The organism is Devosia lacusdianchii, from assembly GCF_022429625.1.
In the GTDB taxonomy this organism is placed as follows: Bacteria; Pseudomonadota; Alphaproteobacteria; order Rhizobiales; family Devosiaceae; genus Devosia; species Devosia lacusdianchii.
Genome location: NZ_CP092483.1, coordinates 2,981,156 through 3,004,224, shown reverse-complemented (window position 1 = coordinate 3,004,224; position 23,069 = coordinate 2,981,156). Strand labels below are relative to the sequence as shown.

At 62.5% G+C, this 23,069-nt stretch carries 28 protein-coding genes; 16 read left to right on the top strand and 12 right to left on the bottom strand.

What is annotated here, in order from left to right:
* Positions 1–68: 68 nt before the first annotated feature.
* The 3 genes from MF606_RS14845 to MF606_RS14835 all read left to right on the top strand — a co-directional run bounded on the left by MF606_RS14845 (position 69) and on the right by MF606_RS14835 (position 1,656).
* Positions 69–572 (top strand): hypothetical protein, encoded by a 504-nt coding sequence (locus MF606_RS14845; RefSeq protein WP_240230123.1) that lies wholly within the window; start codon positions 69–71, stop codon positions 570–572.
* Entirely contained in the window at positions 559–1,290 is a 732-nt protein-coding gene (locus MF606_RS14840) for a hypothetical protein (protein WP_240230122.1), read from the top strand. The genes MF606_RS14845 and MF606_RS14840 overlap by 14 nt, the downstream gene beginning before the upstream one ends.
* A 78-nt stretch (positions 1,291–1,368) precedes the next feature.
* Positions 1,369–1,656 (top strand): GIY-YIG nuclease family protein, encoded by a 288-nt coding sequence (locus MF606_RS14835; RefSeq protein WP_240230121.1) that lies wholly within the window; start codon positions 1,369–1,371, stop codon positions 1,654–1,656.
* Between the two features lie 468 nt (positions 1,657–2,124).
* Here MF606_RS14835 and MF606_RS14830 read toward each other — a convergent pair whose 3' ends face one another.
* The gene (locus MF606_RS14830) at positions 2,125–2,619 is read right to left on the bottom strand and encodes a hypothetical protein (protein WP_240230120.1); all 495 of its coding nucleotides are present in this window, start codon (positions 2,617–2,619) and stop codon (positions 2,125–2,127) included.
* Positions 2,620–2,802: 183 nt separating this feature from the next.
* On the opposite strand from MF606_RS14830, the gene MF606_RS14825 reads away from it, so the two are divergent.
* Together MF606_RS14825 and MF606_RS14820 are read left to right on the top strand one after the other, a co-directional pair.
* Complete coding sequence (locus tag MF606_RS14825; protein WP_240230119.1) at positions 2,803–3,456, top strand: glutathione S-transferase family protein; 654 nt, start codon at positions 2,803–2,805, stop codon at positions 3,454–3,456.
* Between the two features lie 103 nt (positions 3,457–3,559).
* Positions 3,560–4,189, top strand: a complete 630-nt coding sequence (locus tag MF606_RS14820) for a class I SAM-dependent methyltransferase (protein WP_240230118.1) — start codon at positions 3,560–3,562, stop codon at positions 4,187–4,189.
* Positions 4,190–4,228: 39 nt separating this feature from the next.
* On the opposite strand, the gene MF606_RS14815 is transcribed toward MF606_RS14820, so the two are convergent.
* Positions 4,229–5,050 carry an alpha/beta fold hydrolase gene (locus tag MF606_RS14815; protein ID WP_240230117.1) on the bottom strand — a complete coding sequence of 274 codons (822 nt, stop codon included), beginning with the start codon at positions 5,048–5,050 and terminating at the stop codon, positions 4,229–4,231.
* 107 nt (positions 5,051–5,157) lie between these two features.
* Positions 5,158–5,523 carry a VOC family protein gene (locus tag MF606_RS14810; RefSeq protein ID WP_240230116.1) on the bottom strand — a complete coding sequence of 122 codons (366 nt, stop codon included), beginning with the start codon at positions 5,521–5,523 and terminating at the stop codon, positions 5,158–5,160.
* A gap of 145 nt (positions 5,524–5,668) precedes the next feature.
* On the opposite strand from MF606_RS14810, the gene MF606_RS14805 reads away from it, so the two are divergent.
* The 4 genes from MF606_RS14805 (at position 5,669) to MF606_RS14790 (ending at position 8,788) form a co-directional block, all read left to right on the top strand.
* Positions 5,669–6,295, top strand: a complete 627-nt coding sequence (locus tag MF606_RS14805) for a TetR/AcrR family transcriptional regulator (protein WP_240230115.1) — start codon at positions 5,669–5,671, stop codon at positions 6,293–6,295.
* Positions 6,296–6,303: 8 nt separating this feature from the next.
* Entirely contained in the window at positions 6,304–6,810 is a 507-nt protein-coding gene (locus tag MF606_RS14800; RefSeq protein WP_240230114.1) for a GFA family protein, read from the top strand.
* Between the two features lie 188 nt (positions 6,811–6,998).
* Positions 6,999–7,862 (top strand): flagellar motor stator protein MotA, encoded by an 864-nt coding sequence (motA, locus tag MF606_RS14795; RefSeq protein ID WP_240230113.1) that lies wholly within the window; start codon positions 6,999–7,001, stop codon positions 7,860–7,862.
* Positions 7,863–7,882: 20 nt separating this feature from the next.
* The gene (locus MF606_RS14790; protein ID WP_240230112.1) at positions 7,883–8,788 is read left to right on the top strand and encodes a flagellar motor protein MotB; all 906 of its coding nucleotides are present in this window, start codon (positions 7,883–7,885) and stop codon (positions 8,786–8,788) included.
* Here the strand turns inward: MF606_RS14790 and MF606_RS14785 are convergent.
* Positions 8,785–9,585 (bottom strand): alpha/beta fold hydrolase, encoded by an 801-nt coding sequence (locus tag MF606_RS14785; RefSeq protein ID WP_240230111.1) that lies wholly within the window; start codon positions 9,583–9,585, stop codon positions 8,785–8,787. The genes MF606_RS14790 and MF606_RS14785 overlap by 4 nt on opposite strands.
* Positions 9,586–9,731: 146 nt before the next feature.
* Between MF606_RS14785 and MF606_RS14780 the strand changes: the two genes are divergently transcribed.
* Positions 9,732–10,004, top strand: a complete 273-nt coding sequence (locus MF606_RS14780; protein ID WP_240230110.1) for a DUF2277 domain-containing protein — start codon at positions 9,732–9,734, stop codon at positions 10,002–10,004.
* On the opposite strand, the gene clpS is transcribed toward MF606_RS14780, so the two are convergent.
* A complete protein-coding gene (gene clpS / locus MF606_RS14775; protein ID WP_240230109.1) occupies positions 10,005–10,310 on the bottom strand; it encodes an ATP-dependent Clp protease adapter ClpS in 306 nt (101 codons plus the stop codon).
* A gap of 140 nt (positions 10,311–10,450) precedes the next feature.
* Here clpS and MF606_RS14770 point away from each other — a divergent pair, with 140 nt between their 5' ends.
* Positions 10,451–11,290, top strand: a complete 840-nt coding sequence (locus tag MF606_RS14770; protein WP_240230108.1) for an aldo/keto reductase — start codon at positions 10,451–10,453, stop codon at positions 11,288–11,290.
* Here MF606_RS14770 and MF606_RS14765 read toward each other — a convergent pair whose 3' ends face one another.
* Both MF606_RS14765 and MF606_RS14760 read right to left on the bottom strand, forming a co-directional pair.
* Positions 11,291–11,761, bottom strand: coding sequence for a GNAT family N-acetyltransferase (locus tag MF606_RS14765; RefSeq protein ID WP_240230107.1), 471 nt, complete (start codon positions 11,759–11,761; stop codon positions 11,291–11,293).
* A gap of 25 nt (positions 11,762–11,786) precedes the next feature.
* Positions 11,787–12,173, bottom strand: coding sequence for an ArsR/SmtB family transcription factor (locus MF606_RS14760; RefSeq protein ID WP_240230106.1), 387 nt, complete (start codon positions 12,171–12,173; stop codon positions 11,787–11,789).
* A 112-nt stretch (positions 12,174–12,285) separates the two neighbouring features.
* Between MF606_RS14760 and MF606_RS14755 the strand changes: the two genes are divergently transcribed.
* Entirely contained in the window at positions 12,286–13,479 is a 1,194-nt protein-coding gene (locus MF606_RS14755) for an MFS transporter (protein WP_240230105.1), read from the top strand.
* Here MF606_RS14755 and MF606_RS14750 read toward each other — a convergent pair.
* A complete protein-coding gene (locus MF606_RS14750) occupies positions 13,476–15,008 on the bottom strand; it encodes a permease (RefSeq protein ID WP_240230104.1) in 1,533 nt (510 codons plus the stop codon). The genes MF606_RS14755 and MF606_RS14750 overlap by 4 nt on opposite strands.
* On the bottom strand, positions 15,005–15,748 hold the full coding sequence (locus MF606_RS14745; RefSeq protein WP_240230103.1) for an ABC transporter ATP-binding protein: 744 nt from the start codon (positions 15,746–15,748) through the stop codon (positions 15,005–15,007). Before MF606_RS14745 ends, MF606_RS14750 begins: the two co-directional genes overlap by 4 nt.
* Positions 15,749–15,998: 250 nt before the next feature.
* Here MF606_RS14745 and MF606_RS14740 point away from each other — a divergent pair, with 250 nt between their 5' ends.
* Positions 15,999–17,225, top strand: a complete 1,227-nt coding sequence (locus MF606_RS14740) for an MFS transporter (RefSeq protein ID WP_240233859.1) — start codon at positions 15,999–16,001, stop codon at positions 17,223–17,225.
* Positions 17,226–17,230: 5 nt separating this feature from the next.
* Here MF606_RS14740 and MF606_RS14735 read toward each other — a convergent pair whose 3' ends face one another.
* Complete coding sequence (locus MF606_RS14735; protein ID WP_240230102.1) at positions 17,231–17,665, bottom strand: organic hydroperoxide resistance protein; 435 nt, start codon at positions 17,663–17,665, stop codon at positions 17,231–17,233.
* Between the two features lie 132 nt (positions 17,666–17,797).
* On the opposite strand from MF606_RS14735, the gene MF606_RS14730 reads away from it, so the two are divergent.
* Positions 17,798–18,247, top strand: a complete 450-nt coding sequence (locus MF606_RS14730; RefSeq protein WP_240230101.1) for a MarR family winged helix-turn-helix transcriptional regulator — start codon at positions 17,798–17,800, stop codon at positions 18,245–18,247.
* A 45-nt stretch (positions 18,248–18,292) separates the two neighbouring features.
* On the opposite strand, the gene MF606_RS14725 is transcribed toward MF606_RS14730, so the two are convergent.
* Positions 18,293–20,269 carry a bifunctional 2',3'-cyclic-nucleotide 2'-phosphodiesterase/3'-nucleotidase gene (locus MF606_RS14725; RefSeq protein WP_240230100.1) on the bottom strand — a complete coding sequence of 659 codons (1,977 nt, stop codon included), beginning with the start codon at positions 20,267–20,269 and terminating at the stop codon, positions 18,293–18,295.
* Between the two features lie 299 nt (positions 20,270–20,568).
* On the opposite strand from MF606_RS14725, the gene ypfJ reads away from it, so the two are divergent.
* Together ypfJ and MF606_RS14715 are read left to right on the top strand one after the other, a co-directional pair.
* Positions 20,569–21,501 (top strand): KPN_02809 family neutral zinc metallopeptidase, encoded by a 933-nt coding sequence (gene ypfJ / locus MF606_RS14720; RefSeq protein ID WP_240230099.1) that lies wholly within the window; start codon positions 20,569–20,571, stop codon positions 21,499–21,501.
* Between the two features lie 7 nt (positions 21,502–21,508).
* Entirely contained in the window at positions 21,509–22,333 is an 825-nt protein-coding gene (locus MF606_RS14715) for a neutral zinc metallopeptidase (RefSeq protein WP_240230098.1), read from the top strand.
* Here the strand turns inward: MF606_RS14715 and MF606_RS14710 are convergent.
* Positions 22,330–23,067: a GNAT family N-acetyltransferase gene (locus MF606_RS14710; RefSeq protein WP_240230097.1), complete on the bottom strand. Its 738-nt coding sequence runs from the start codon at positions 23,065–23,067 to the stop codon at positions 22,330–22,332. The two genes, MF606_RS14715 and MF606_RS14710, sit on opposite strands and share 4 nt — an antisense overlap.
* Positions 23,068–23,069: the final 2 nt, after the last annotated feature.

The following is a 23,069-nucleotide window of genomic DNA, read 5'->3' as shown; positions in this document are numbered from 1 at the left end:
AATGACACCATCTTGGAATCACACGCACCTCCAAGTAACTTGAGATGGGATTGGGGAGGGATAGGAAGTTGACTTCAAAACTAAAAATCAAGATGGGTCATGTTGAATTTGAGTACGAAGGTGATGCTCAGTTCGATGCCGATGCCATCAAAGACCTTTTTAGCCACTTGGAAAGTCTGGTTGGTATTACACCTGCGGCTGCCTTCAACACTCTGTCAAACAGCGCTTCTACCACTGCTGCGGGCAGTGCTGGCGATGCGGCCCTGACCACCCTGAACATGGCTGTGGGCACGATCGCGGCTCGCCTCTCGGTAAGCAGTGGTCCGGACCTGGTAATTGCTGCCGCGGCTTATCTCCAAATTGGCCAGGGAATGGCGAGCTTCAAGCGCGCTGACCTACTGAGTGCGATGCAGAGCGCTACGGCTTATTACAAGGCCAGCATGGGCGGCAACTTGACCGCCGCGCTGAAAAGCCTTGTGGGCAGCAAGAGGCTAAACGAGTTGACAGGAAGCGCCTACTCTTTGACAGCGGCCGAACAAACATCGCTAAGGTCGCGACTTGAAGCTGAGTGATGCAGAGCTGAAATTACTGCTACAAGCGGACGGGCTCCAGCGGATCGACCGGGTACTATTAACGCTCGCGGCCTTCTCGCAACCAGCGAGTGTCAAAGACATCCGCTCTAAGGCGGGGTCGGTCGGCTGCAACATGGTCGGCTGGAACATTTCCGACATAATAGCCCGAGCAAAAGGCGTCGCTATTCAGATCAACGGTGGCTATGAGCTCTCCGAAAAGGGCAAGGCGAAGCTGCCAGAATTGGGAGCAACGTGGGGGAGTCCGGCGGCAACACAGGTTGCCATAGATCTTAGAACCCACCTTGCTAAGATCACGGACAAGGATACACGAAATTTTGTCGAAGAAGCCATTGCTTGCTATGAGGCCCGCCTTTTTCGGTCGGCCATTGTGATGTCTTGGCTCGCAGCGCTAGACGTCATAAAAAAGGACGTGGTCAAGTCGCACCTTTCGCAATTCAACGCCGAAGCAAAGCGCATAGATGCAAAATGGAAGGTCGCGGTAACAGCAGACGACATTGGGGTGATGAAGGAGGCTGACTTCCTCAATCGCCTTGTCGCCATCTCAGTACTTGGCAAGAACACCAAGCAGAGATTGGAGCAGGCCCTAACCTTACGAAACGGTGCGGGCCACCCAAACAGCCTGCAGGTTGGTCCGAATGAGGTAGCTGCTCACATCGAAGCGTTACTAAGAAACGTCTTTGAAGTTTTCAGTCCATAGGATGCCCGAAATTCCGGCCACCCACCGCGCGTCACCCTCGGGCTTGACCCGAGGGCTCTGTACTTCAAGATGTTGGCCATGGGCGGCTTTGTGTACATCCTTGCCAATATGCGACGCGGGCGCACCTATATCGGTGTGACCAATGACCTGCTTCGCCGGGTCTACGAGCACCGCGCAGGGCTGGTGAAAGGCTATACGAAGTACCGCGAGATAAAGCGTCTGGTGTATTTCGAGCAGCATGACGACATTACCATGGCCATCCAGCGCGAAACGTCGTTGAAGCGATGGTATCGCAGCTGGAAAGAAGCGCTGATCGAAGAGAACAATCCCGAATGGCGCGATCTTTGGGACGACATCGTCAAGTGAAGAGCCCTCGGGTCAAGCCCGAGGGTGACGGCCGGTGGTGTATGGTGGGCACCGTGGGTGGTTCGGGTAACGCGGCTCGCTTCCACCCTCGGCAGAAAACTTATCCCCGCCCCCAATCGGCTCCGCCATACTCCACCCATTCCCGCCGCTCACGCGGTGCTGACGAGGCATTGGGCGGGGAGATGGGTGGATCGGGGTCGCCTGGTCCAGGCAGGGGGAACCCGGCAGCTGCGCTTGCGATACAGCGTACCTGGTCCGAACCTGCCCAAAACCCCATTCGTGTGAAGCGGCTTTCGCCCTTCAATAACCAATCAGGCGGCGCAAGCCGTCGGGGCGAAAGCCGCTTCACACCGTGATCCCGAAGGGCGCTCTTGCGCTCCCCCGCCGGCGCTCTCGCGCTCGGCAGGGCGCTCCTTGCGCGCCGGCCCCGTGACGCCGCAAGGCGGGGCGGCGTTCACATCTGCCTGGTTACCCACACCGCTCCAACACCTTCCCGATCGCGGACTTGGACCCCTTTGCCCCGAACACATTCGCATCAAACACGTCCAGCGCGCCCGATGCCGTCTGCCGGACATAGGCCACCCGGATCGTGTCCCGTGCTGCCTGCGCAATCCGCGCCCATCGCCGCGCCACGGGGCCGCGGACGATCACCGAGCTGCCGTCGCTGTGGATGAGGGGGATTTCCTGGGCGAAGCTGGTGCCCGATGTTGTCGAGACGGTGCTGGTTTCGGCGGCATCGGGGGTGATGGCGACGCTGATGGAGCCGGCCTGGGCAACGTGGGCTTCGGGCTTTCGGACCCAGAAGCCCATGGCGAGGTCGCCGCCGCGGCAGGCGAATTGCAGTTGGGCGGCGCCAGTGTCGAAATAGGCGATGGGTACGCTGGCATTCTCATAGCGCCACTCGTCGGCCAGAGCCGGCGCGGCGAGCAGGAGGGCGAGGGCGATGGGCAAGGCTTTGGACATGGATGCTCCCGAATCTGGGAAAAGTAGTCGGCGAGCGGCGGCGCGGCAACTGGGAGGGTCCGGAGACGCGGGCGCTAATCTCAGGGAAAAAGGGGATAGGCTGTCGAGGAGGCCGGCAGTCGTTCGTCATCTTGATGGCCGCGCAAGGACGCAGAGGCCGCCACGCATTTATTGGAGCTAGCCATGACACCCACCATCACCGCCTTCGAAACGTCTCCGGATCGCGGCAAGGGCTTCGCGCGGGATATGCAGGTCCGCTGGGCTCTGGAAGAGGTGGGGCAGCCTTATGAGGTGCGCCTGGTTTCGTTCAAGGCGATGAAGGAGCCGGCCCATCTGGCGGTACACCCGTTCGGACAGATTCCGACCTATGAAGAGGGCGACCTGGCCCTGTTCGAGTCGGGGGCAATCCTGATCCACATCGCGGGCCAGCATGCCGGCCTGCTGCCGGATGATCCCGATGCGACGGCGCGGGCCATCATGTGGATGTTCGCGGCGAGCGACACAGTCAAGGCATCGATCATCGAGCGGGAAGGGGCTTTGCTTGTCGAGCGCGACAAGCCGTGGCAGGCGGAGCGCATGCCTATGCTCGATGAGCGCGTGCGCAAGCGGCTGGGTGAATTGTCCAATCGTCTCGGCGATGCCGAATGGCTCGATGGTGATTTCAGCATCGCGGATATCATGATGGTGGGGTTGCTGCGGCGGCCGGCGGCAACGCCGCTTGTGGCCGAGTTTCCCAACCTTGTTGCCTATGTCGAGCGCGGCAAGGCGCGACCTGCATTCCAGCGGGCGTTTGACGCTCAGTTTGCCGTTTTTGCGAACGCGACGCCAAGCCCTTGAGCGGAGGCATGATGATCCGGGTCACGGCGGAGGCTTTTTTCCGCGCCAGCCAGCTATATATCTCTGACGCGTTTCCGCATTTTCTTGCGCAACAGGTGGGATGATGGCCCAGGCGAGCCGGTTTTGGGACAAGATGGCCGACACCTATGCGCGGCGGCCCATCGCCGACGAAGAGGTCTACCAGATCAAGCTGGATACCACGCGGCGCTACCTGCGGCCCGAGATGAGCGTGTTCGAGTTTGGCTGCGGCACTGGCGGCACCGCCCTCGCCCATGCGCCCTATGTGAAGCACATCGAGGCCATCGATTTCTCGGAGAACATGCTGGCGTTCGCACGGGCGGCTGCCAACGAAAGGGGCATCGACAACGTTACGTTCAGCAATGCCGAAATTGCGGGCTATGAGGCCCCCGCCGGTAGCTTCGATGTTGTGCTGGGCATGAGCATATTGCATCTGCTGGAGAACAAGGCCGACGTGATCGCCAAGGTCTATCGCCTGCTGAAGCCGGGCGGGGTCTTCGTGTCGAGCACGGCCTGCGTGGGCGACACCATGAAGGTCTTCAAGCTCTTCGCGCCGCTCGGCCAAAGATTGGGCCTGCTGCCGCAGCTCGATGTGATGACGACAGCAGAACTGGTGGCCAGTCTGCGCGCCGCAGGTTTCGCCGTCGAGCATCAATGGCAGCCAGCCAGGGATCAGGCAGTCTTCATCGTCGCCCGAAGACCGGCCGATCGTTGACATGCTGTGGCCGCGCTCGAAAGCGCGGCCACGCCGGGATCAGGGTTTGGAGAGGGTTTCGTCCAGCGTCCTGGCAAAGGCCTCGGCCTGAGGGCCGAAGCCCATGTGATCGCCGGGAAAGGTCACCGGCGTGCTGCCCAAAGCGGTGGCGGCGGCGTTGGTCATTTCCGAGATGGGCTGTCCGGCTGATTGCTCGCCGAGCGCAACCACGATGCGCGGCTTGCCGGCGCGAAGCGTTGCCACATCGGGCTCATAGTTGGAGAGCGGCAGCATGCCGTGCGCCAGCCAGTACTCGAAATTGCCCATGACGCGACCAAAGGTTTCGGCTTCCTCAGGCGGCATTTCGTAGTCGGGCGGCGCCTCGGCGTCTTCCAACCCGTTCTCGGAAAAGAACTGGCCCATGGCCGCTTCGACGCCATGATTTTTGTAGGTGTCATAGAGCGCCTGATCGGCGGCCTGCGCTGCGGTCGGGTCGGGTAGCAGAACGGTAGTCGGCGGTTCGTGCGCGACCAGGGTGGCGACGCTCTCGGGATGACGCGCGGCAAGATTGAAGCCGATCTGTGCGCCGCCGCTGGTGCCGAAGACATGCGCCGGGCCGCCAATTTTGGCGATGAGCGCGGCGGCGTCGTCAGCCTGCGTGTCGAGGTCCAACTCGCCGAGCGGGCCATCGACCACGGTGCGCGAATTGCCGCGCGGGTCATAAGTCACAACGGTGTAGCGATCGGCCAATTGCCGGGCCAGGTCGGCGAACACGCCAGCATCCTGCGGGCCGCCCGGGATGATCAGCAGGGTGGGGCCGGAACCGATGGTTTCATAATAGATTTCGGCGCCGGGGACTTTGAGCATGGCGGATTGGGTCATGGTGGATCCTGTGACTGTGGGTTGAGTGTTTTGGGCGAGGCCGGGAAGCGGGCTGACCAGGAGAAGGGCGGCGAGTGCGGCCAGCAGGGTGGGGATTTTGGACATGGTCATTTGCTGCCGATCACCATGCGGTTGCCTTCGCTGTCGCGAAATTCGGCGACAGTGCGACCGGGCTCCCAAGGTGCCTCCTGCGGTTCGGTGATAATCTCGACGCCCTTGGCCTTCAGTGCGGCAACGGCACCGGCAACATCGGCCTCGACCAGCACCAGGGTAGGGATGTCGGATGGCGCCTCGTCGTTGCGGTGGATGAAATGCAGCCGGGTTTCGGCGCCGGCGAATTGCAGTTCGATCCAGCGCCAGCCGTCGGCGCCCATGGGGGCATCCGAAGCGACGCTGCAACCAAGATTGCCGACGTAGAAGCGCTTGGCGCGATCCTGGTCGAACACGGGAAGTTCGGCAAATTGAATGTGCATCGAAGCACCTCCTGTTGGATTTATGAACTGAACTGGACCGTCTAGTACTGGTGGTTGCAAAAAACTAGACCGTACAGTACTGATGTGTCAATAGGCTTTCACAGGTGGCGGTGACGAGGTGGTTTCGGTAGGTATTTCGGACAGCATGGAGCAGGGCAGGTCGGCGCAAAAGCGGCGGGCGATCCTGGATGCGGCGACGGAAGTGTTTTTGCGCAGCGGGTATCTGGGCACAAACATGGACGAGATCGCGGCGCTCTCGGAGGTGTCCAAGCAGACCGTCTACAAGCACTTCGCGAGCAAGGAAGGGCTGTTCATCGAGATCGTCACCAGCATGACGGGCGCCGCGGGCGATGCCGTTCATACGATGCGGCCAACGGCCGAGGACAGCGCGGCGTTGTCCAAGTATCTGTTCGACTATGCCTTCGAGCAGCTCACGGTGGTGCTGACGCCGCGGCTGATGCAATTACGGCGGCTGGTGGTGGGCGAGGTCGCGCGATTCCCCGAGCTGGCCAAGGTGCTCTATGAGCGCGGGCCGATGCGCGCCATGGCGGCGCTGGCGACTGCCTTCGAGAGCCTGCGGGAGCGGGGGCTGCTTAAGTTCGACGACTCGGCGATGGCCGCGGCGCACTTCAACTGGCTGGTGATGTCCGAAGCGCTGAACCGGGCAATGCTGCTGGGTGACAGTGCTATTCCGAGCGAAGCGGAATTGCGGCGCCAGGCAACTGAAGGGGTGCGCGCGTTCCTCGCGGCCTATGGAACGCAACAAAGCTGAGATCGGGAATGGCTAGCAAGGGTTGGGTCGGTGCATGCGCCTGCGGCCGGGTGCAGATCGAGGTGATGGGCACGCCCATTGCCAGCGTTGCCTGCTATTGCGACGACTGCCAGACCGGCTCGAAGCAGATCGAGGCTTTGCCCGATGCGCCGGCGGTTCGGGATGCCTATGGCGGCACGGCCTACGTACTTTATCGCCGCGATCGGTTCCGCTGCGTGCAAGGCGAGGCCTTGCTGAGGCCCTACAAAATCAAGGACAATTCAGCGACGAGCCGTTTGGTGGCGAGTTGCTGCAACTCGGCCATGTATGTCGGCTTCGACGATATCAGGCATTGGGTGACGGTGTATCGCGACCGTCTCGGCGCAGATGCTCCACCGATAGAGATGCGGATTTGCACCCGGTTCAGGACTGGCGATGCCGATTTGCCCGGTGACGTACTGACGCATAAGGGAATTCCGTTCGCCTTCGGCACACGCTTGCTGACGTCGGGAATTTCCATGCTTTTGAAGCGTTAAGCCGCAGAATTTGCATCGATCACGGACGCTGGAGCGCGGCTCGGATACACCGGCTGTTAAGGTTACTTCCGCGATAGTGGCACGGTAGGAGCGGTTCGTTCGCTCCAAGTCAGTCGGGCGGGGCAGTTCGGCGCTGGTGGCAACGCATTGCTGCGACGCGACGGCCTTAAACGTGAGTGTCTGGTGCCATGCGCCTCATTATCGGTATCGTTGTCGTGTTTGCCAGTGTGCTCGGGGGCTATATGGCGCTCGGGGGACACCTCGAAGTGCTGTTCCAGCCGTTCGAGTATGTCATCATCCTGGGTGCGGCGATCGGCGCATTCATCATCGGCAATAGCGGGGCGGTGCTGAAGGGGACGATGGGCACGTTCGGCACGTTGTTCAAGGGGCCGAAGTACAACAAGGCCGCTTATATCGAACTGCTCGGCATGCAGTTCACGCTCTATAAGCTAGTGCAGTCCAAGGGCATTCTGGCGCTTGAGCAGCACATCGAAAACCCGCACGAATCGACGCTGTTCAACCGCTTTCCGAAATTCGCCGCCAACCACCACGCCGTGGAATTCGTCTGCGACTACCTGCGCATGGTCACGCTCGGGGCCAATAACGTGCACGAGATCGAAGCGCTGATGGATGAGGAACTGGAAACCCACCATCAGGAGCAACACCGGCTCGTCAACGCCATGCAGTCGCTGGCTGACGGTACCCCGGCGCTCGGCATCGTGGCCGCCGTGCTGGGCGTGATCAAGACCATGGGCTCGATCGCCGAGCCCCCTGAAGTGCTGGGTCACATGATCGGCGGCGCGCTTGTTGGTACGTTCTTCGGCGTGTTCGTCGCTTACGGGTTCTTCGGCCCGTTCGCCCAGTCGCTGCGCAACAGCTATGAGGCGGAGTCGAAGTACTTCCTGTCGCTGAAGGCCGGGCTGCTTGCCCATATTTCCGGCCAGGTGCCTGTTATGGCCGTCGAGTTCGCCCGCAAGGCGCTGCTGTCGGAAGACCGTCCGACCTTTGCCGAGATCGATGAATCGACCTCAAACCTGCAAGCCTCAACCTGAGTCTGAGAAAGCGCTGAGCCATGGCCCAGTATGACCGGCCGATCATCATCAAGAAGGTCAAGAAGGCCGCGCATGCCCATCATGGCGGCGCCTGGAAGATTGCTTATGCCGACTTCGTGACCGCCATGATGGCGTTCTTCCTGCTGCTGTGGCTGATCAGCATGACCACGCCGGAGCAGAAGGAAGGGCTGGCTGACTATTTCGCGCCGCCGAACGTGGCGCCCTCGACCAGTGGCTCCGGCGGCATGCTTGGTGGGACGGCCATGGACAGCACTGGCGCCAAGATGGCCGGGTCGATGCTCGACGCCACCCAGGATGCGGCGACGTCGCCCAACAGCACCGAATTCGGCTCGCCCGAGACGGGCCTCGGCGCGCAAGGCGCTGAGACAGTGGTCGCGACCTCGCAGGATGAAATCAAATCGGAGGACGACCAGGCCTTCCACAGCGCCGCCGCCAGCATCAGGCAGGCGTGGCAGGCACTGCCCGACATTACCGAGATGTCGGATAATCTGATCGTCGAGCAGACCGAGGAAGGTCTCAACATCCAGATCATCGATCAGGAGGGGCGGCCGATGTTCCCGGAGGGATCGAAGTACCCGACCGAGGAAGCCCGGCAGGCGATTGCCGCCCTGGGGCCGATCCTGCAGAAGCTCTCCAACCAGATCACGATCTCCGGGCACACGGCCGCCGGCGGGACCTATGCCAATCCGCGTTACGGTTCCTGGGAATTGTCGGCGGACCGCGCCAATGTGGTGCGCGCGCTGTTAGGCGAGTTCGGCCTTGCCGACGACCGGATCAGCTCGGTCGTCGGGCGCTCGACGGCCGATCCGTTCTTCCCCAACGACCCGTACCAGGCGGCCAATGAGCGCATCAAGATCACCGTGCTCAACGAGGCGCCGCCGGTGCCGGTTGATCTCGGAATCTAATCGCTGCCCATAAACTCGGCCAGTACCGGCGCGATGGCGTCGGGGCTGGGCCCATGTCCTTGCCCGGCGAGGGTGATGGAGCGCGCCCTGGGCAGGCTCGCAGTGACCGCAGCCACCGATGCCGGGATGAACGGGAAGGTCTGGTCTCCCGTCACCACCAGTGTGGGCTGTGTCACTCGTTGCCAACGGGCCGGAAATTGTCCATCGCGGTATGCATCGGTCATGACCCGAGCGTCATAGGCCAGGGTTGGCGCAATGGCTTCCAGCACCGGCCAGAACTCGGACTGCTTCATGCCTTCGATATGGTCAGCGGGCATGCCCACATAGTGCATGAAGTGCGTAGCGGCTGCTCCCCGATCGCCACGCGCAATATGGCCTTCAAGCGTGGTCAGGTAGTCTGCCGGCGTTCGCAGCGGATCGTCGGGGTCGACGCGGAATGGCGGTTCGTAGAGCACCAGGTTTGTGATCGGAAGGCCGGCAGCCGCCGCCTCGATGGCAAGAACGGAGCCAGAGGATGACCCATAAAGGCTGGCTTCGCCGCCAACGGCTTCGATCACTGCCGCGATATCTTCGATCTCCCGCGCTACCGCATAAGGCTGGGTGTCGCCGCTTTCGCCCCGGCCGCGACGATCGTATATCACGAAGGTGAAACGATCCGACAAAATGCGGCCGAGTGCAACGGCGCTGGGATCAATGCCTCGAAACTGGGTAGCGCCCATGACCATCACAATGGCCGGGCCGCTGCCGATGGCGGTATAGCCGATGGGTGTGCCGTCGTGCGACCGGGTCGTGCTCATCTCCAACTCCATTTAGTTAAGATGTCGCTTAACTAAATGGAGTTGGGGAATGTGTCAATAGTTAGGTAGACAATTTAGTATTGGCTGTTGGCTCTCCGGGCCAGAGATGTCAGAATGGGGCCAAACCCAATTTGCGGAGAGCCGCCATGTGTAGAAACATCAAGCCCTTGTTCAATTTCGAGCCGCCGGCGACCAAGAACGAGATGCATGATGCTGCGTTGCAGTTCGTTCGCAAGATCTCGGGTTATTCGGCGCCATCGAAGGGCAATGAATCCGCCTTCTACGACGCGGTGGAAGAGATCGAGAAGTCGGTGCGCAAGCTGCTCAAGTCGCTCGAGACTAATGCGCCGCCCAAGGACCGGGAGGAAGAGGCCGAGAAGCGCAAGGAGCGCTCGAAGCTTCGCTTTGCGCGGGCCTGATTATTCTTCCGGCTCGGTGGTGAACATCAGCGGGTAGCCCTCATTGCGGGCGAACTCGGTGGCGCGGGTGGCCTTTTCCTCCGCGATCTCCTTGGTGAAGACGGCGACGATGCAGGCACCCTTGGTGTGGGCGGTGAGCATGATGCCGAGTGCCTGCGCTTCGGGCACGCGAAACTCGGCCTTCAGCAAGCGCACCACGAATTCGCGCGGTGTGTAATCGTCATTGAGCAGAATGACCTTGTGCAGCGGCGGTCTGGCCGTTTTCACGACGGTCTTGGTGCGGGGCTTGGTGTTGGTATCGGCCATGGCGAGTCTCCAGCCAGCGCCGCCATTCTAATCGGGCCGTGGGCGGACCGAAACCCGTTCATGGGGCATTCGAGCCATCCGTGCATTGAACCATGGGGCAGCCCATTCGTTAGGGTGGTACCATTCCAAAGGAGCCAGCCATGGCCGATATTCCCGCAATCACCCTCAACGACGGCAAGACCATTCCCCAGCTTGGCTTCGGTGTCTGGCAAGTGCCCAACGGCGCTGTTACCGAGGCTGTCCAGACTGCAATCAAAGCCGGATATCGGTCCATCGATACGGCGCAGGGCTATGGCAACGAGGCCGGCGTCGGCAAGGCGATCGCTGAGAGTGGCGTGCCGCGGGAAGAGCTCTTCATCACCTCCAAGCTCCGTACGCGAGATCAGGGCTATGACAGTACGCTGAAGTCACTGATGGGGACGCTTGATCGGATGGGTCTCGACTATCTGGATCTGTTCCTCATCCATTGGCCGGTGCCAGCGCATGACCGCTATTCGGATACCTGGAAAGCCTTCGTGCAATTGCAGCGCGATGGCCGCATCCGCTCGATCGGGGTTTCGAACTTCCTGCCCGAGTATCTGGATCGGATCATCGGGGATACGGGTGTGACCCCGGCGATCAACCAGATCGAGGTGCATCCCGAGTTCCAGCAATTGGACGTCCGGGCGTTCCACGACCAGCACGACATCGCGATCGAGAGTTATAGCCCGCTGGGCAGCGGCAGCGGTATTCTAGACAATGCCGTGATTGGCGGCATCGCCAAAAAGCACGGCAAAAGTCCGGCCCAGGCAATCCTGCGCTGGCACCTGCAGCAGGGGCTGATCGTAATCCCCAAGTCAGTCCATGCCGAGCGCATCAAAGCCAATATCGACGTGTTCGATTTTGAGCTGGACGAGGACGACATGGCCGCGATCGGCAAGCTTGACCGGCCGGACGGCAAGACCGGTGACGATCCGGCGACCAATAACAGCCTTTGGTAGCTAGAGCAGCAGCTTGAAGCCCTCGTGGCTCTGGGCGAAGCCGAGCTTCACATAGAATCGGTGCGCATCCTTGCGCACCTTGTTGGACGTCAGCTGCACCATGCCGCAGCCGGCCTCGCGACAGCGCTCGATGGCCCATTGTACCATTTGCGTGCCGAGACCCGTGCCCCGCTGGTCGGCGCGGACATGGACGTTTTCGAGGAGCCCCCGCTTCATGCCGAAACGGGGCAGACCTGGAATCAGGCTGATTTGCAGCGTGCCGACGATCTCCCCATCCTTCTCTGCCACGATCAGGCGATGTCTTGGATCGGCGGTGATCTCGTCGAAAGCAGCGCGATGTCTTGGGTCGTCCAGGGTCGCCTGATCAAGTGGCGGTGTGTCGATCCCGCGTGCGTCGCCGGCGTGGCTAAGTGTCAGGATGGTGCTGACGTCGGCGGATGTGGCGTCGCGATAGATTAGCGTGGTGGTCATGGCAGCAGCCTCGTTTGGCTGTCGTTTAAGCGCGAGCGGGTACCCCCGGCAAGGTCACTTCGTGCAGGGTCAGTTCGTGCAAGGTCATCTCAACCAGCGGCATATCGATGGCATTGGCAATGACACTGTCGAAAAACCCGGGAAAGCGGCTGTCGAGATCGGCTCGACGGAGCGTGACGCGGCGGCGGGTGCCTTCGGGCCGGACATTGATGACCCCCGCCTCGCGCAGCTTGGCGACGTGGTAGGTAAGGTTGGTCTTGGACGTCAGGCTGCCCAATTGGCCGCAGACCAGCCCGCCCATATCCTCGCAGCGCGCCAGGCAACCGACAATGGCCAGCCGTGTCTCGTCGCCAAGGGCGGCAAGAACAGTGGACAGATTGATCTGGTCGGTATCGGGATGCGGCAATGTCATGGCCGCTATGTAGCCGTTTTTCGTGCTTAGTTCAACATCTGTTGGACAAGGCATTGACACGAGGGCGGGCGAGGTTCAATTGTTCAATGAATTTTGAACAAGGATCGTTCTTATGGATATCCGTCTGATCTGGCTGGCGGTAGGCACCTTCGCCATTGGCGTTGAGAGCTTCGCTATTTCGAGCCTCTTGCCGCAAATCGCCGAATCCACAGGCGTCTCGCTGACCCAAGCCGGTTACCTGGTTATCGCCTTTGCCCTAGCTAATGCTTTCGGTTCCCCCGTCTTGGCCGCACTCACCGGTACTGCCGATCGGCGGCGCATACTGGCCGTCACGGCGCTGCTGTTCTCGGTCGGCGCGGTTTGGGCCGGCCTTTCCTATGGCTATGCCGACCTGATGGCGGCCCGCATCCTGATGGCCTTTTCGGCCGGCCTCTACACGGCGACGGCCCAGGCGACCGGTGTCGCCATTTCGTCGGCGGATCATCGCGCCCGGGCCATCTCCGTCATTGTCGGTGGCACCACCATGGCGGTGGCCTTTGGTGCGCCACTGGGCGCTTTGGTGGCCGGTCTCGTCAGTTGGCGCGGTAGCTACTTCATGGTGGCCGGCTTTGGCGTGATTGCCGCCGCGGCTGTGTGGCTGTTGCTGCCGTTAGGCTTGCGCGGTGCTCAACTCAGCCTCCGTCAGCGCATCGCGGCTGTGGCACTGCCCGGTGTTCCCGGAGCGCTGATGACAACCTGGCTCAATCTGGCGGGCGCCTTCACCGTCATCATCTACCTCGCTGCGGTGACCACACAGGCCATCGGCCTGCCGCGGGATCTGGTTCCGCTGGTCTTGCTGGCTTTCGGCATCGGCGCGGCTTTCGGCAATGCGGCGGGCGGACAGTTGGCCGATCGCGTCGGGGCGCGGCCGACAGTCATCGGCGCTGCGCTGCTGAACATGGTGATGCTTGTTGCCATCTCATTGGCGGCGCACCTGCCCACTGGTCTGATGGCGCCCGCCTTCTTTGCGCTCATCTTCGTCTGGGGTGCCACCGGTTGGGCTTTTCCGCCGGCCCAGTCGAGCCATCTACTCAGCCTTTCGCCGACCAATGCGCCACTTGTGTTGTCGCTCAACGCTTCGGCGCTTTACCTGGGCATAGCATCGGGATCGCTGATTGGTGGGCTGGTGCTGCAGTATGGCACGCCCGGCGATCTTGGCTGGGTCGGTGCCCTGCTACCGGCGCTGTCGCTGCTCGGCATTGCGGTGTCTTCGCTGCTGCGCCAACCTCGACGCCGGCGGCAGCCGCGCTATGTCCGGCTGGGCTAGGCGCGGCGGGGGCTGATCAGCTTTGCGAGGCCGAGCACCAGAATGGCGATGATCGCCGGGCCGATGGCGAGCCAGGTCCCGGCGGCCATGAGGGCGCCTGTGCCGGCCCACATGATCGAGGCAAACGCTTCGCTCAGCGTGGCGGCTCGGGAGGCCACCTGACGGCGGCGGAACATTGAGCGTTTGGCGACAACCCGGAACCAGAGCTGGATAGCCGTTGCTGAGCCGGCCGACAGAGCGGCGCAGAAGGCGGTTATCAGCGCCATGCGTGGGGAGGTGATGGCCATCAACAAGAGTAACGGGGCCAGCACGACGGCGATGACGATCAGCACGGCCTCGATTTTGGCGAGCAGCACGGTGCGCGGATGGACAGGGGCTGTGACGACCAGGTCATGCGCGTCTTCGCCCGAGATCGCCAGCCAGGCGAGACCGCCGGCCAGTTGGCCCGATGCCATCACCAGCACCGGCACGACGACCACGAACGCTCCCGAGCTGTTGCCGAAATTCATCCAGAGCAGCAGGGCGGGCGGCACGAGATAGAGTATCTGCATCAGGGTTTGCGACAGCAGCCAGGGATCGCGTTGCAACAGGCGCCATTCCTTGATGCGCAGCACCTGACGTTGCGAGGTCGGGCGGAACCGGCGGGCAGCGGGTCGGCGCTGGCTGCGGACATGACTGATGCCCGCCGCAGAAATGGCATGGCGGCCATAGCTGGATGCCGTCACGGCGATGGTGACGACGAGCGCCCCAAGGCCGATGACCAATACGCCGGCAAGCAGGCCCAAATCGCCCATAGCGGCGCGGGCTGGCGCCCAGAGGATGCTACCCGCTTCGGGCGCCGCGGCGATGACGTCGGCCGATTGGAACAGGGCGAAGCGGGACATGTTGCCGTAGTATAGGATCGCGGCCGCCTGGATGCCGATCACAAAGCCCGCGCCGATCACGGCGGCGACGATCTGGGCCATCAGCCGCGTGCGCCTCGGGCCAACGACGCGAAAGAGGGTAATAGTGACGGCGACGGCGATGGCCGTGGACAGAGCGCCCAGCGCAATGACCACGCCATAGGCGGCGAGCCATTTCGGGCCGTCGAGAATGGCCAGCATATTGATCAGCGGGCTAGCTAGCAGTGCGGTTAGCGCGACGGTCGAGAGCGCCACCGAGCCGGTGCGTACGGCGAACAGCCGCTGCGACGAAGCGGGCGACGACAGGATCAGGTCGAGATCGGAGCGGGCGTAATAGACCCGCGTCACCGATTCCAGCGCCTGGGACAGCATCACCGTCCAGAACAGCAGGCCAGAGCCGGTGATCATGACCAGCGTTGCCTTGTCCGAGGCGATGCCGTGCCGAACCCAGGGCAGGACGAGCCCGAATGCCATGGCGTGCAGCACGAGCGCCGCACAGGCCAAGAAGATGACGAGGCCGACACCACGGGTCCGGCGGCCGCCGGTCATCATCGCAACCCATTCGCGCCAGGCGAGATTGAGCTCGTGACGGGCGAACCAGGTCAGCGATGCCGGCCTCGCGCTCATGCCGCTTCCGTGCCTTCGGCCACCAGATCGAGGAAAATGTCCTCAAGGCTGGACTCGCGGCCGATGCGCGTACGAAGCTCCGCCAGCGTGCCTTCGGCGATCAGCCGGCCCTTGGCGATGACGCCGATGCGCTCGGCCATGCGCTCGGCCACTTCAAGGATGTGGGTGGTCATGATGACGGTGACGCCGTCACGCACCTTGCCGAGGAGCACATCCTTCACCTGCCGGGCGGAGCCAGCGTCGAGGCCGGTCAGTGGCTCGTCGAGGATGATGAGCTTGGGGTCGTGCACGAGCGCCCCGGCCAGGGCAACCTTTTGCAGCATGCCTTTGGAGAAACCGCCGCAAAGCTCGTTGGCATGGGGCCGCAGGCCAAGCCAGTCGATCAGCTCATCGGCCTTGGCCTGCGCGGTCGTGGCGTCGATCTGCCAGAGGCCGGCGACGAATTCGAGATACTCGAGAGGGGTCAACCGGTCATAGACCATGGGCTCGTCCGAGACCCAGGCGACGATGCGCTTGGCGGCGATCGGATCGCGCCGGGCGTCGATGCCGAAAATGGATATACTGCCCTCGTCGGGCTGCAACAGGCCGGCGACCATGCGCAGAATGGTGGTCTTGCCGGCGCCGTTGGGGCCGAGCAGCGCGTAGAACTCACCGGCGCGCACCGTCAGATCCAGCGCGCTGACCACGGGTCGGTCAAAGCTTTTGGACAGGCTGGTGGTGGCGAGGGCAGGAACAGTCATGGCGCAGCTCCGCAGCATAGCCGCCGCAGCCTAGCCGTGTTGCCTTTCGCGCGGGTGAATCGAAAGCGTTAAGATTTTGAGCGTCAGTCCTTTCACGCAGGGCGGCTGTGCGAAAAGTGCGATTGTCCGGGGCAGGGCTAACATTTTAGTCTAGCTGCCATCCGGCTCTCCAAGCTGGATATCCCTCATGACTGATCGAGGTGCGGCGCCAAGCGGTTCCGGCCTTCGCCTGCGCAGCCCCGGAGCCGCCATGACCAATGTCGATGCACCTGCCAGCGGCTTTTCGGCGCTGCCGACCAGGCTAGCCATTCTGGCGATGGCCATCGGTTCATTCGGTATTGGCACCGGCGAATTCGCTATCATGGGGCTGCTGCCCAATCTGGCAGGTGACCTGGCCATCAGCGAACCGGAAGCTGGCCATGTCATCAGTTCGTACGCGCTGGGCGTGGTCGTGGGCGCGCCGCTCTTCGCCATCCTCTTTGCCAAGGCACCGCGCAAGCCATTGATGATGTGGCTCATGGCTTTGTTTGCGCTGGGGAATTTCGGCAGCGCCGTAGCGCCAGAATACTGGTCGCTGATCGGCCTGCGCTTCCTCGCCGGGCTGCCGCACGGCGCCTATTTCGGCATCGCGGCGCTGGTGGCGGCTTCGATGGTGGATGTAGGCTATCGCGCACGCGCCGTCGGCCGGGTCATGCTCGGCCTCACGATCGCGACGCTGATCGGCATGCCGCTGGCGACGTGGCTGGGGCAATATATGGGCTGGCGGCCGACTTTTGCGGCGGTCGGCCTGGTCGGTGTATTGGCGCTGGCGATGATCGCGCGGTTCGTGCCGCAGTTTCAAATCGCTGAAGGCGCGAGCCCGCTGCGCGAACTGGGTGCGCTCAAGCGGCCGCAGGTCTGGCTAACGCTGGGCATAGCTGCGGTCGGATGCGGCGGCATGTTTTCGGTGTTCACCTATGTGGTGCCGCTGCTGACCGAAGTGGCGCATGTGCCCGTGGTGTGGGTGCCGGCGGTGCTGGCGCTGTTTGGTGTCGGCATGACGCTTGGCAATATCATCGGCGCGGCCATGGCCGACAAGGCGCTGATGCCGACAATCGGCGGCATGCTGGTGTTCAATGTGGTGAGCCTGGCGGCGATCCCATGGACGGCGCAATTCTGGGCAACGGCGTCGCTGAGCGTGCTGCTGGTGGGCTTCACCGTCGCGATCGGCACGGCGCTCCAGACCCGGCTGATGGACGTGGCGGCAGACGGGCAGACGCTTGCCGCAACGCTCAACCATGCCGCGTTCAACATCGGCAATGCACTGGGGGCGCTGTTTGGCGGCCTGGCGATTGCTGCGGGCTTTGGCTGGACTTCGACCGGACCTGTCGGCGCGGTCATGGCGGTCGGCGGCCTGTTGCTGTTCGTGATCTCGCTGCTGCTCGATCGCAGGACGCAGCGGTGGCAGCCGCTTCAGGTCGTGCCTGAAGCGGCTTAGCCAGGTCAGACGACGGTCAGCTTGACGTCGACATTGCCGCGCGTGGCGTTCGAATAGGGGCACACGGTGTGGGCCTTCTCGACCAGCGCCACGGCCGCTTCATGCTCGAAGCCGGGCAGGGTCACCTTGAGCTCGACGGCGATGTTGAAGCCCGTGCCCTTGGCATTTTCACCAAACGACACCGAGGCGTCGATCGTGGTCTCGTCCGGCACCTTGACCTTGTCGCCGCGGGCGACGGCCTTGATGGCGCCGAGGAAGCATGCGGAGTAGCCGGCGGCAAAGAGCTGCTCCGGATTGGTGCCTGGACCGCCATTGCCACCCATCTCCTTGGGCGTGTCGAGTGTGACCGAGAGACGACCGTCATCGGTGGCGCTGGTGCCGGTGCGGCCGCCGGTGGTGTGAGCGTGGGCGGTGTAGACGGCTGACTTGATCGAGGACATGGGAGTCTCCTTGGTCCAAAATTGATTTCGTTTGACGTGATAATCGATAGTGCACAATTAAATTGTGTGCAATAGATATTTTTGTGCTAGATTGCCTTGGTGACGGAGGGTCCGTCGCTTCGAGGATGCTCTATGGCTGCCAAAACTGATCCGCTCCGGCTCGATTCCATGCTGTGCTTCGCTGTTTATGCGGCGGGGCACGCGTTTACGCGCTTCTATAAGCCGCGGTTGGATGCGATCGGGCTGACCTATCCGCAATACCTCGTGTTCCTGGTGCTATGGGAACAAGACAACATCACGGTAAAGTCTCTTGGCGACAGCCTATTTCTCGATTCAGGCACGATTACGCCGCTGCTCAAACGGCTTGAGGCGCGGGGGCTAGTCCGCCGGCAGCGTGATGAGATGGACGAGCGGCAGGTGCGCATTCACCTGACCCAGCATGGGCGCGACCTGCGGGCAAAGGCGCTGGCAGTACCGCTGGCGGTGGGAGATGCCCTCGGGCCGGAAGCGGAGGCCGCGACGGCGTTGCGAGAGGGACTGCATCGCCTGCGCGAGCGGCTGGATGGAGCAATCGAGGCTTAAGCACCACCGGGCCATTGCTGACCCGGTGGTTCGTTGTCCTGGCGTCTAGAGCGTGATGCGGTAGAGGCCGAAACCGTCGGCATTGGTTTCGCCGGTGGCTTCGATCTTGACGGCGGTGACCTGGTCAACAAAGTCAGCGGCCTTCGGGCCAGTGGCGAACAGCACGGTGGTGTCGCCGATCGGGGCGAGTGACCAATTGCTGTCGGCCGACGGGTTAATAGTGCCGTTTTCAACGATGAACCGGACGATGATGTCGCGGTTGGTATCGGGACCCTTGAAGATGATCACTGGGGCGCCGATGCCGGGGAAGGTGCCGCCGCCACCAGCGCGGTAATTGTTGGTGGCCACGACGAACTTCTGGGCCGGATCGATCGGCTTGCCGTCATACATCAGGTCGACAATGCGGCTGGCGTCGGGGTTCGGTTCTTCCTTGCCGTCGGACGAGAAGCGCGACGGCTGGGTGAGGTCGATCTTGTAGGTCACGCCATCGATCACGTCGAAATTGTAGGACGGGAAATCCGGGTTGATGAGCTCGGCATCCTTGGCGCCCTTCTCGACCTGGTTGAAGATACCAGCCGAGCGTTCGAGCCAGTTCTTCACATCAGCGCCAGTGATGGCCACGGCCTGGATAGTGTTGGGGTAGAGATAGAGATCGGCGACGTTCTTGATGGCGACAGGGCCAACCGGCACGTCAGTGTAATAATCCGGACCGCCACGGCCGCCGGCTTTGAACGGCGCCGCCGCCGACAGGATCGGCAGGCTTTCCCACTCGGTGCCCTTCATCATCTGGGCGATGTACCAGGTCTGGGCCTGGCTCACGATCTGCACCGACGGATCGTCGGCGACCAGCGCGAAGTAGGAATAGAGCGGGGCGGACGTCTCGCCGACGGCGCGGCGGATATAGTCGAGCGTTTCGTCATGCTCGGTCTGGGCCGCGGCGATGACTTCGGCTTCGTCCTCGACCAGCGCATTGACCTTGCCGTCGACGCGCTCGGATATCGGGCGGGCCTCGGAGGTGTGCGAGGCAATGGTCCATTTGCCGTCGGAGTCTTGTTCGAGCAACAGGTCGATGAGGCCCATATGGCTGCCCCAGAAACCGGCCATGACGGCTGGCTTGCCGCTGAGGGTGCCGGCGGTGATGTCGGCGCCTTCGACGCCTTCATAGTCGGGGCCGGGGAAGACCAGATGCTGGTGGCCGGTGAGGACCACGTCGATGCCTTCGACGGCTGCCAGCTGCAGCGAGGCGTTTTCAGCGCCGGTAACCTGATCGGCGGCGATGCCGGAATGGGAGAGGGCGATGATGATATCGGCGCCTTCTTCCTTCATCTTGGGCACGTAGGCGGTCGCGGTTTCGACGATATCGCGGGTTGCGACCTTGCCGGTGAGATGGGTGGCATCCCAGGTCATGATCTGCGGCGGCAGGAAGCCGATGAGGCCGACCTTGATGGTCTTGGTAGCGCCAGAGCCGTCGACCAGCTCCTTTTCGACGATCAGGTAGGGCTTGATGTAGGTGGTGTCGCTGAGCGGATCGGCGGCGAGTTCGCCCTTGACCAGATTGGCCGAGACAAACGGGAAAGTCGCGCCCGCCAGGGCTTTGTCGAGATACTCGAGGCCGTAATTGAACTCGTGATTGCCAAGGGTCGCGGCCTCGTAGCCTAGCGTGTTCATCGCTGCGATGACGGGGTGGACGTTGCCGTCGAGGCCCTTCTCATAGGCGATGTAGTCGCCCATCGGGTTACCCTGGATGATGTCGCCATTGTCGATCAGCATCGAATTGCCGGCCTCGGCGCGAATGGCCTCGATGATCGAGGCGGTGCGGGCCAGACCCATCGTGTCGTTGGGAGCGTCGGCATAATAGTCATAGGCAAAAACGGCGACGTGCAGGTCGGTGGTTTCCAGAATGCGCAGATGCGCCTGGTTGGCCTGGGCCATGGTGGCAAACGGGTGCATGGCGGCCATGGCTCCGACGCTGGCCGAACCGGCAAGGAATGTGCGCCGCGAAATCTTGGGCAGGAAATTCATTGGTGTCTCCCTGAAGCGTTCTTCGATGACGTCATAGCCGGGGGGCGCGGTGCTCCCTGGCAGCCAGACTCATGTCCGGCGCGTGGCCCCGGAGTGCGGAGCGAGCATGCTCATGCCGTCGAGAGGTGACGCTTGGATGACGGCGGACGGTGACGGTAGGTAATTTTGACCGGGCGGTCAATTTATGACAGTTCGATGACATGCCTGGAAATCCCAACGGAATGACAATAGTTGCCGCGGAACTCATTTGCAGCGGCGGGGCTTGTTGCTAGGCTGGGGACAATCGGAGAATTACCACCATGAAATGGCGCGGCAGGCAGCAGAGTTCGAACATAGAAGACCGTCGCGGTCAGGGCGGGGGCCTTGGCGGCCTGGGTGGCAACCCCTTTGGTCGCGGTGGCGGCGGTGGTATCCGCCTGCCGAGCGGTGGCGGTGGCTCGCGCGGTGGGATCAGCAGCCTGATCGGTATCGTCGTGGTGCTGGGCATTATCTGGTTCGTCACCGGGCAGAACCCGCTTGACATGTTGACCGGCGGCGGGAGCCCATCGAGTTCGTCGGCCAGCTCGTCGAGTCAATTGCCCACCAGCGGCGACCAGGACGAGCTGCGCGACTTTGTCGGCGTGGTGGTGAAGGAAACCGAGGATCTGTGGACCGACGTGTTCGCCCAGCAGAACGAGACATATCCGGCTCCGACCGTGGTGCTGTTCACCGGTGGCGTAAACACGGCTTGCGGCGCGGCAGATTCGAGCACCGGACCGTTCTATTGCCCGGGCGACCAGAAGGTCTATATCGACCTCAGCTTCTATGACCAGTTGCGTGAGCAATTCGGCGCACCGGGCGATTTCGCGCAGGCCTATGTGCTGGCCCATGAGGTCGGCCACCATATCCAGAACATCACCGGCGTTTTGCCCGAGTTCAACCAGCGGCGTGCCAGCATGAGCACCGAACAGGCCAATGCCTATTCGGTGCGGGTTGAGTTGCAGGCTGACTGCTATGCCGGCGTATGGGCCAATTATGCCGGGCAGCAGGATCTGGTGGAGAGCGGTGACTTCGAGGAAGCGCTCAATGCGGCCGAGCAGATCGGCGACGATACTTTACAGAAGCGCATGCAGGGCTTCGCGGTACCCAAGACCTTCAATCACGGCACCTCGGCCCAGCGCCAGACATGGTTCGAACGCGGCTACACGTCCGGTAATCCCGGCGATTGCGATACCTTTTCGGGCAACGTGTAACGGCAGGATGGCGGGCAGGGCGGTGCTGGGAATACCCGATAGTGTGATGCCGCATGTGCGGCGCTTCGGTTTTTCCGGCGTGATCGCCGTGGCGATCATCGTGGTCATGCTGTTCGGTATCAATCCGATCACCGTGCTGACGGGCCAGGTGGCCGAGCCGCTGCCGCATACGACGCTGACAGCGCTGGCGGCCATCAACGCGGGTGAGGGCAAGCCCGAGGATCTGGTTGAGGCGGTGCAGCGCGAAGCCAATGGCTTCTGGGAGCGGGCCTTCCGTAGTGCCGCTGTCTATTATCCGCCGGCCACCCTGGTGATGGTGCCGACCAGCCGCGAACTGGGCTGTGGCATGGCAGGGGCCGATCTTGGTACATTCTACTGCCCTGAGAACAGCACGATCTATGTCGACATGGATGCCTATTCGAACCTGGTCGAAAACTATCCGACCGAAGGCGATATCGCCGAGGGCTACCTGATCGGCCTGGCCTACGGCCACCATGTGCAGAATGCGCTGGGCGAGCTGGACAAACTCGCCGACCTGGAAGAGGCCCAGCGACCGGAGCGCGAGCTGCAACTTGGTGCGCAGGCGGCCTGTTATGGCGGCGCTTGGACCAAGTGGGCGGGCCTCGAGATGCTGTTCGATAATCCGGCGATTACCGAGGCGATCGACGCGGCGAGCGGGAGTGCTGGCATCACCGCCGCTCCGTCCCGTGACCTGCCACCACGGCTGTTCGCGCAACCCAGCGCCGCCTACCGGAAGTTTGGCTTCGATCTCGGCTACGCTATTCCGGCTGGCGGTAGCTGCCAGCTTGCCAAGATCGGTGCGCCGATCTAGAGCGGATGTTCCATCCACAGATTGGGTTCGAGGCAGGTGCCGCGGTCGGCTGCGAGGTCGATCTCCAAGGGCGCGAGCGCGGCCGGAATGGCGTAGCGTCCGCTGGCCGGGAATTTCATGCCGGTCCAGCGCTGCCATTGCTCCAGGGTGCCGGTAATGGTTTGCGATGCCATGGCCGGGCCGATCACATGGGCGCCCAGTGCTTCGTGGGTGCGCAGCCATGGGTCGAACGGCGTGCCGTCGTCGCGGCGCCAGGCGCAATAGGTGGCAAAATCCTGCAGCGGGTAAGCAGCTTTCAGCGTGGGGCGAACTGGCGCGACCATGCTCGTCAGGCCCACTTTGCGGGCCGGCGGCTTCATGGCTTCGAGCAGGCGTTGGGCAAGCCCGGTGCCACGATGGCTGGGGTGGACGGCAGCGGCTAGGGCGGAGATCGCGTTCGTCGCGCTGCCCGATCGGGCCGCCAATACGCCTTGTTCAAGCACCCAGTCCCAGCCGGTATCCGGCAGGGTGTCTCCGCGCAGGAAGGGTATGCTATTGCCCAGGCCCACGACCTCGCCGCTGGCGTCGTCGACGGCAATGGTCTGGAATGCCGCCAACTCCGCTTCGTAGAGCGCGGACCAATAGGCCCGCAAAGCGTCGGTCGCCAGCCAGTCGGGCCATTGCGAGCCGCCCATGACTTCGGCCGGCTCGACCAGATCAGGTCGGTCTTTGGCGGAGAATAGCGAAACCGTCATGG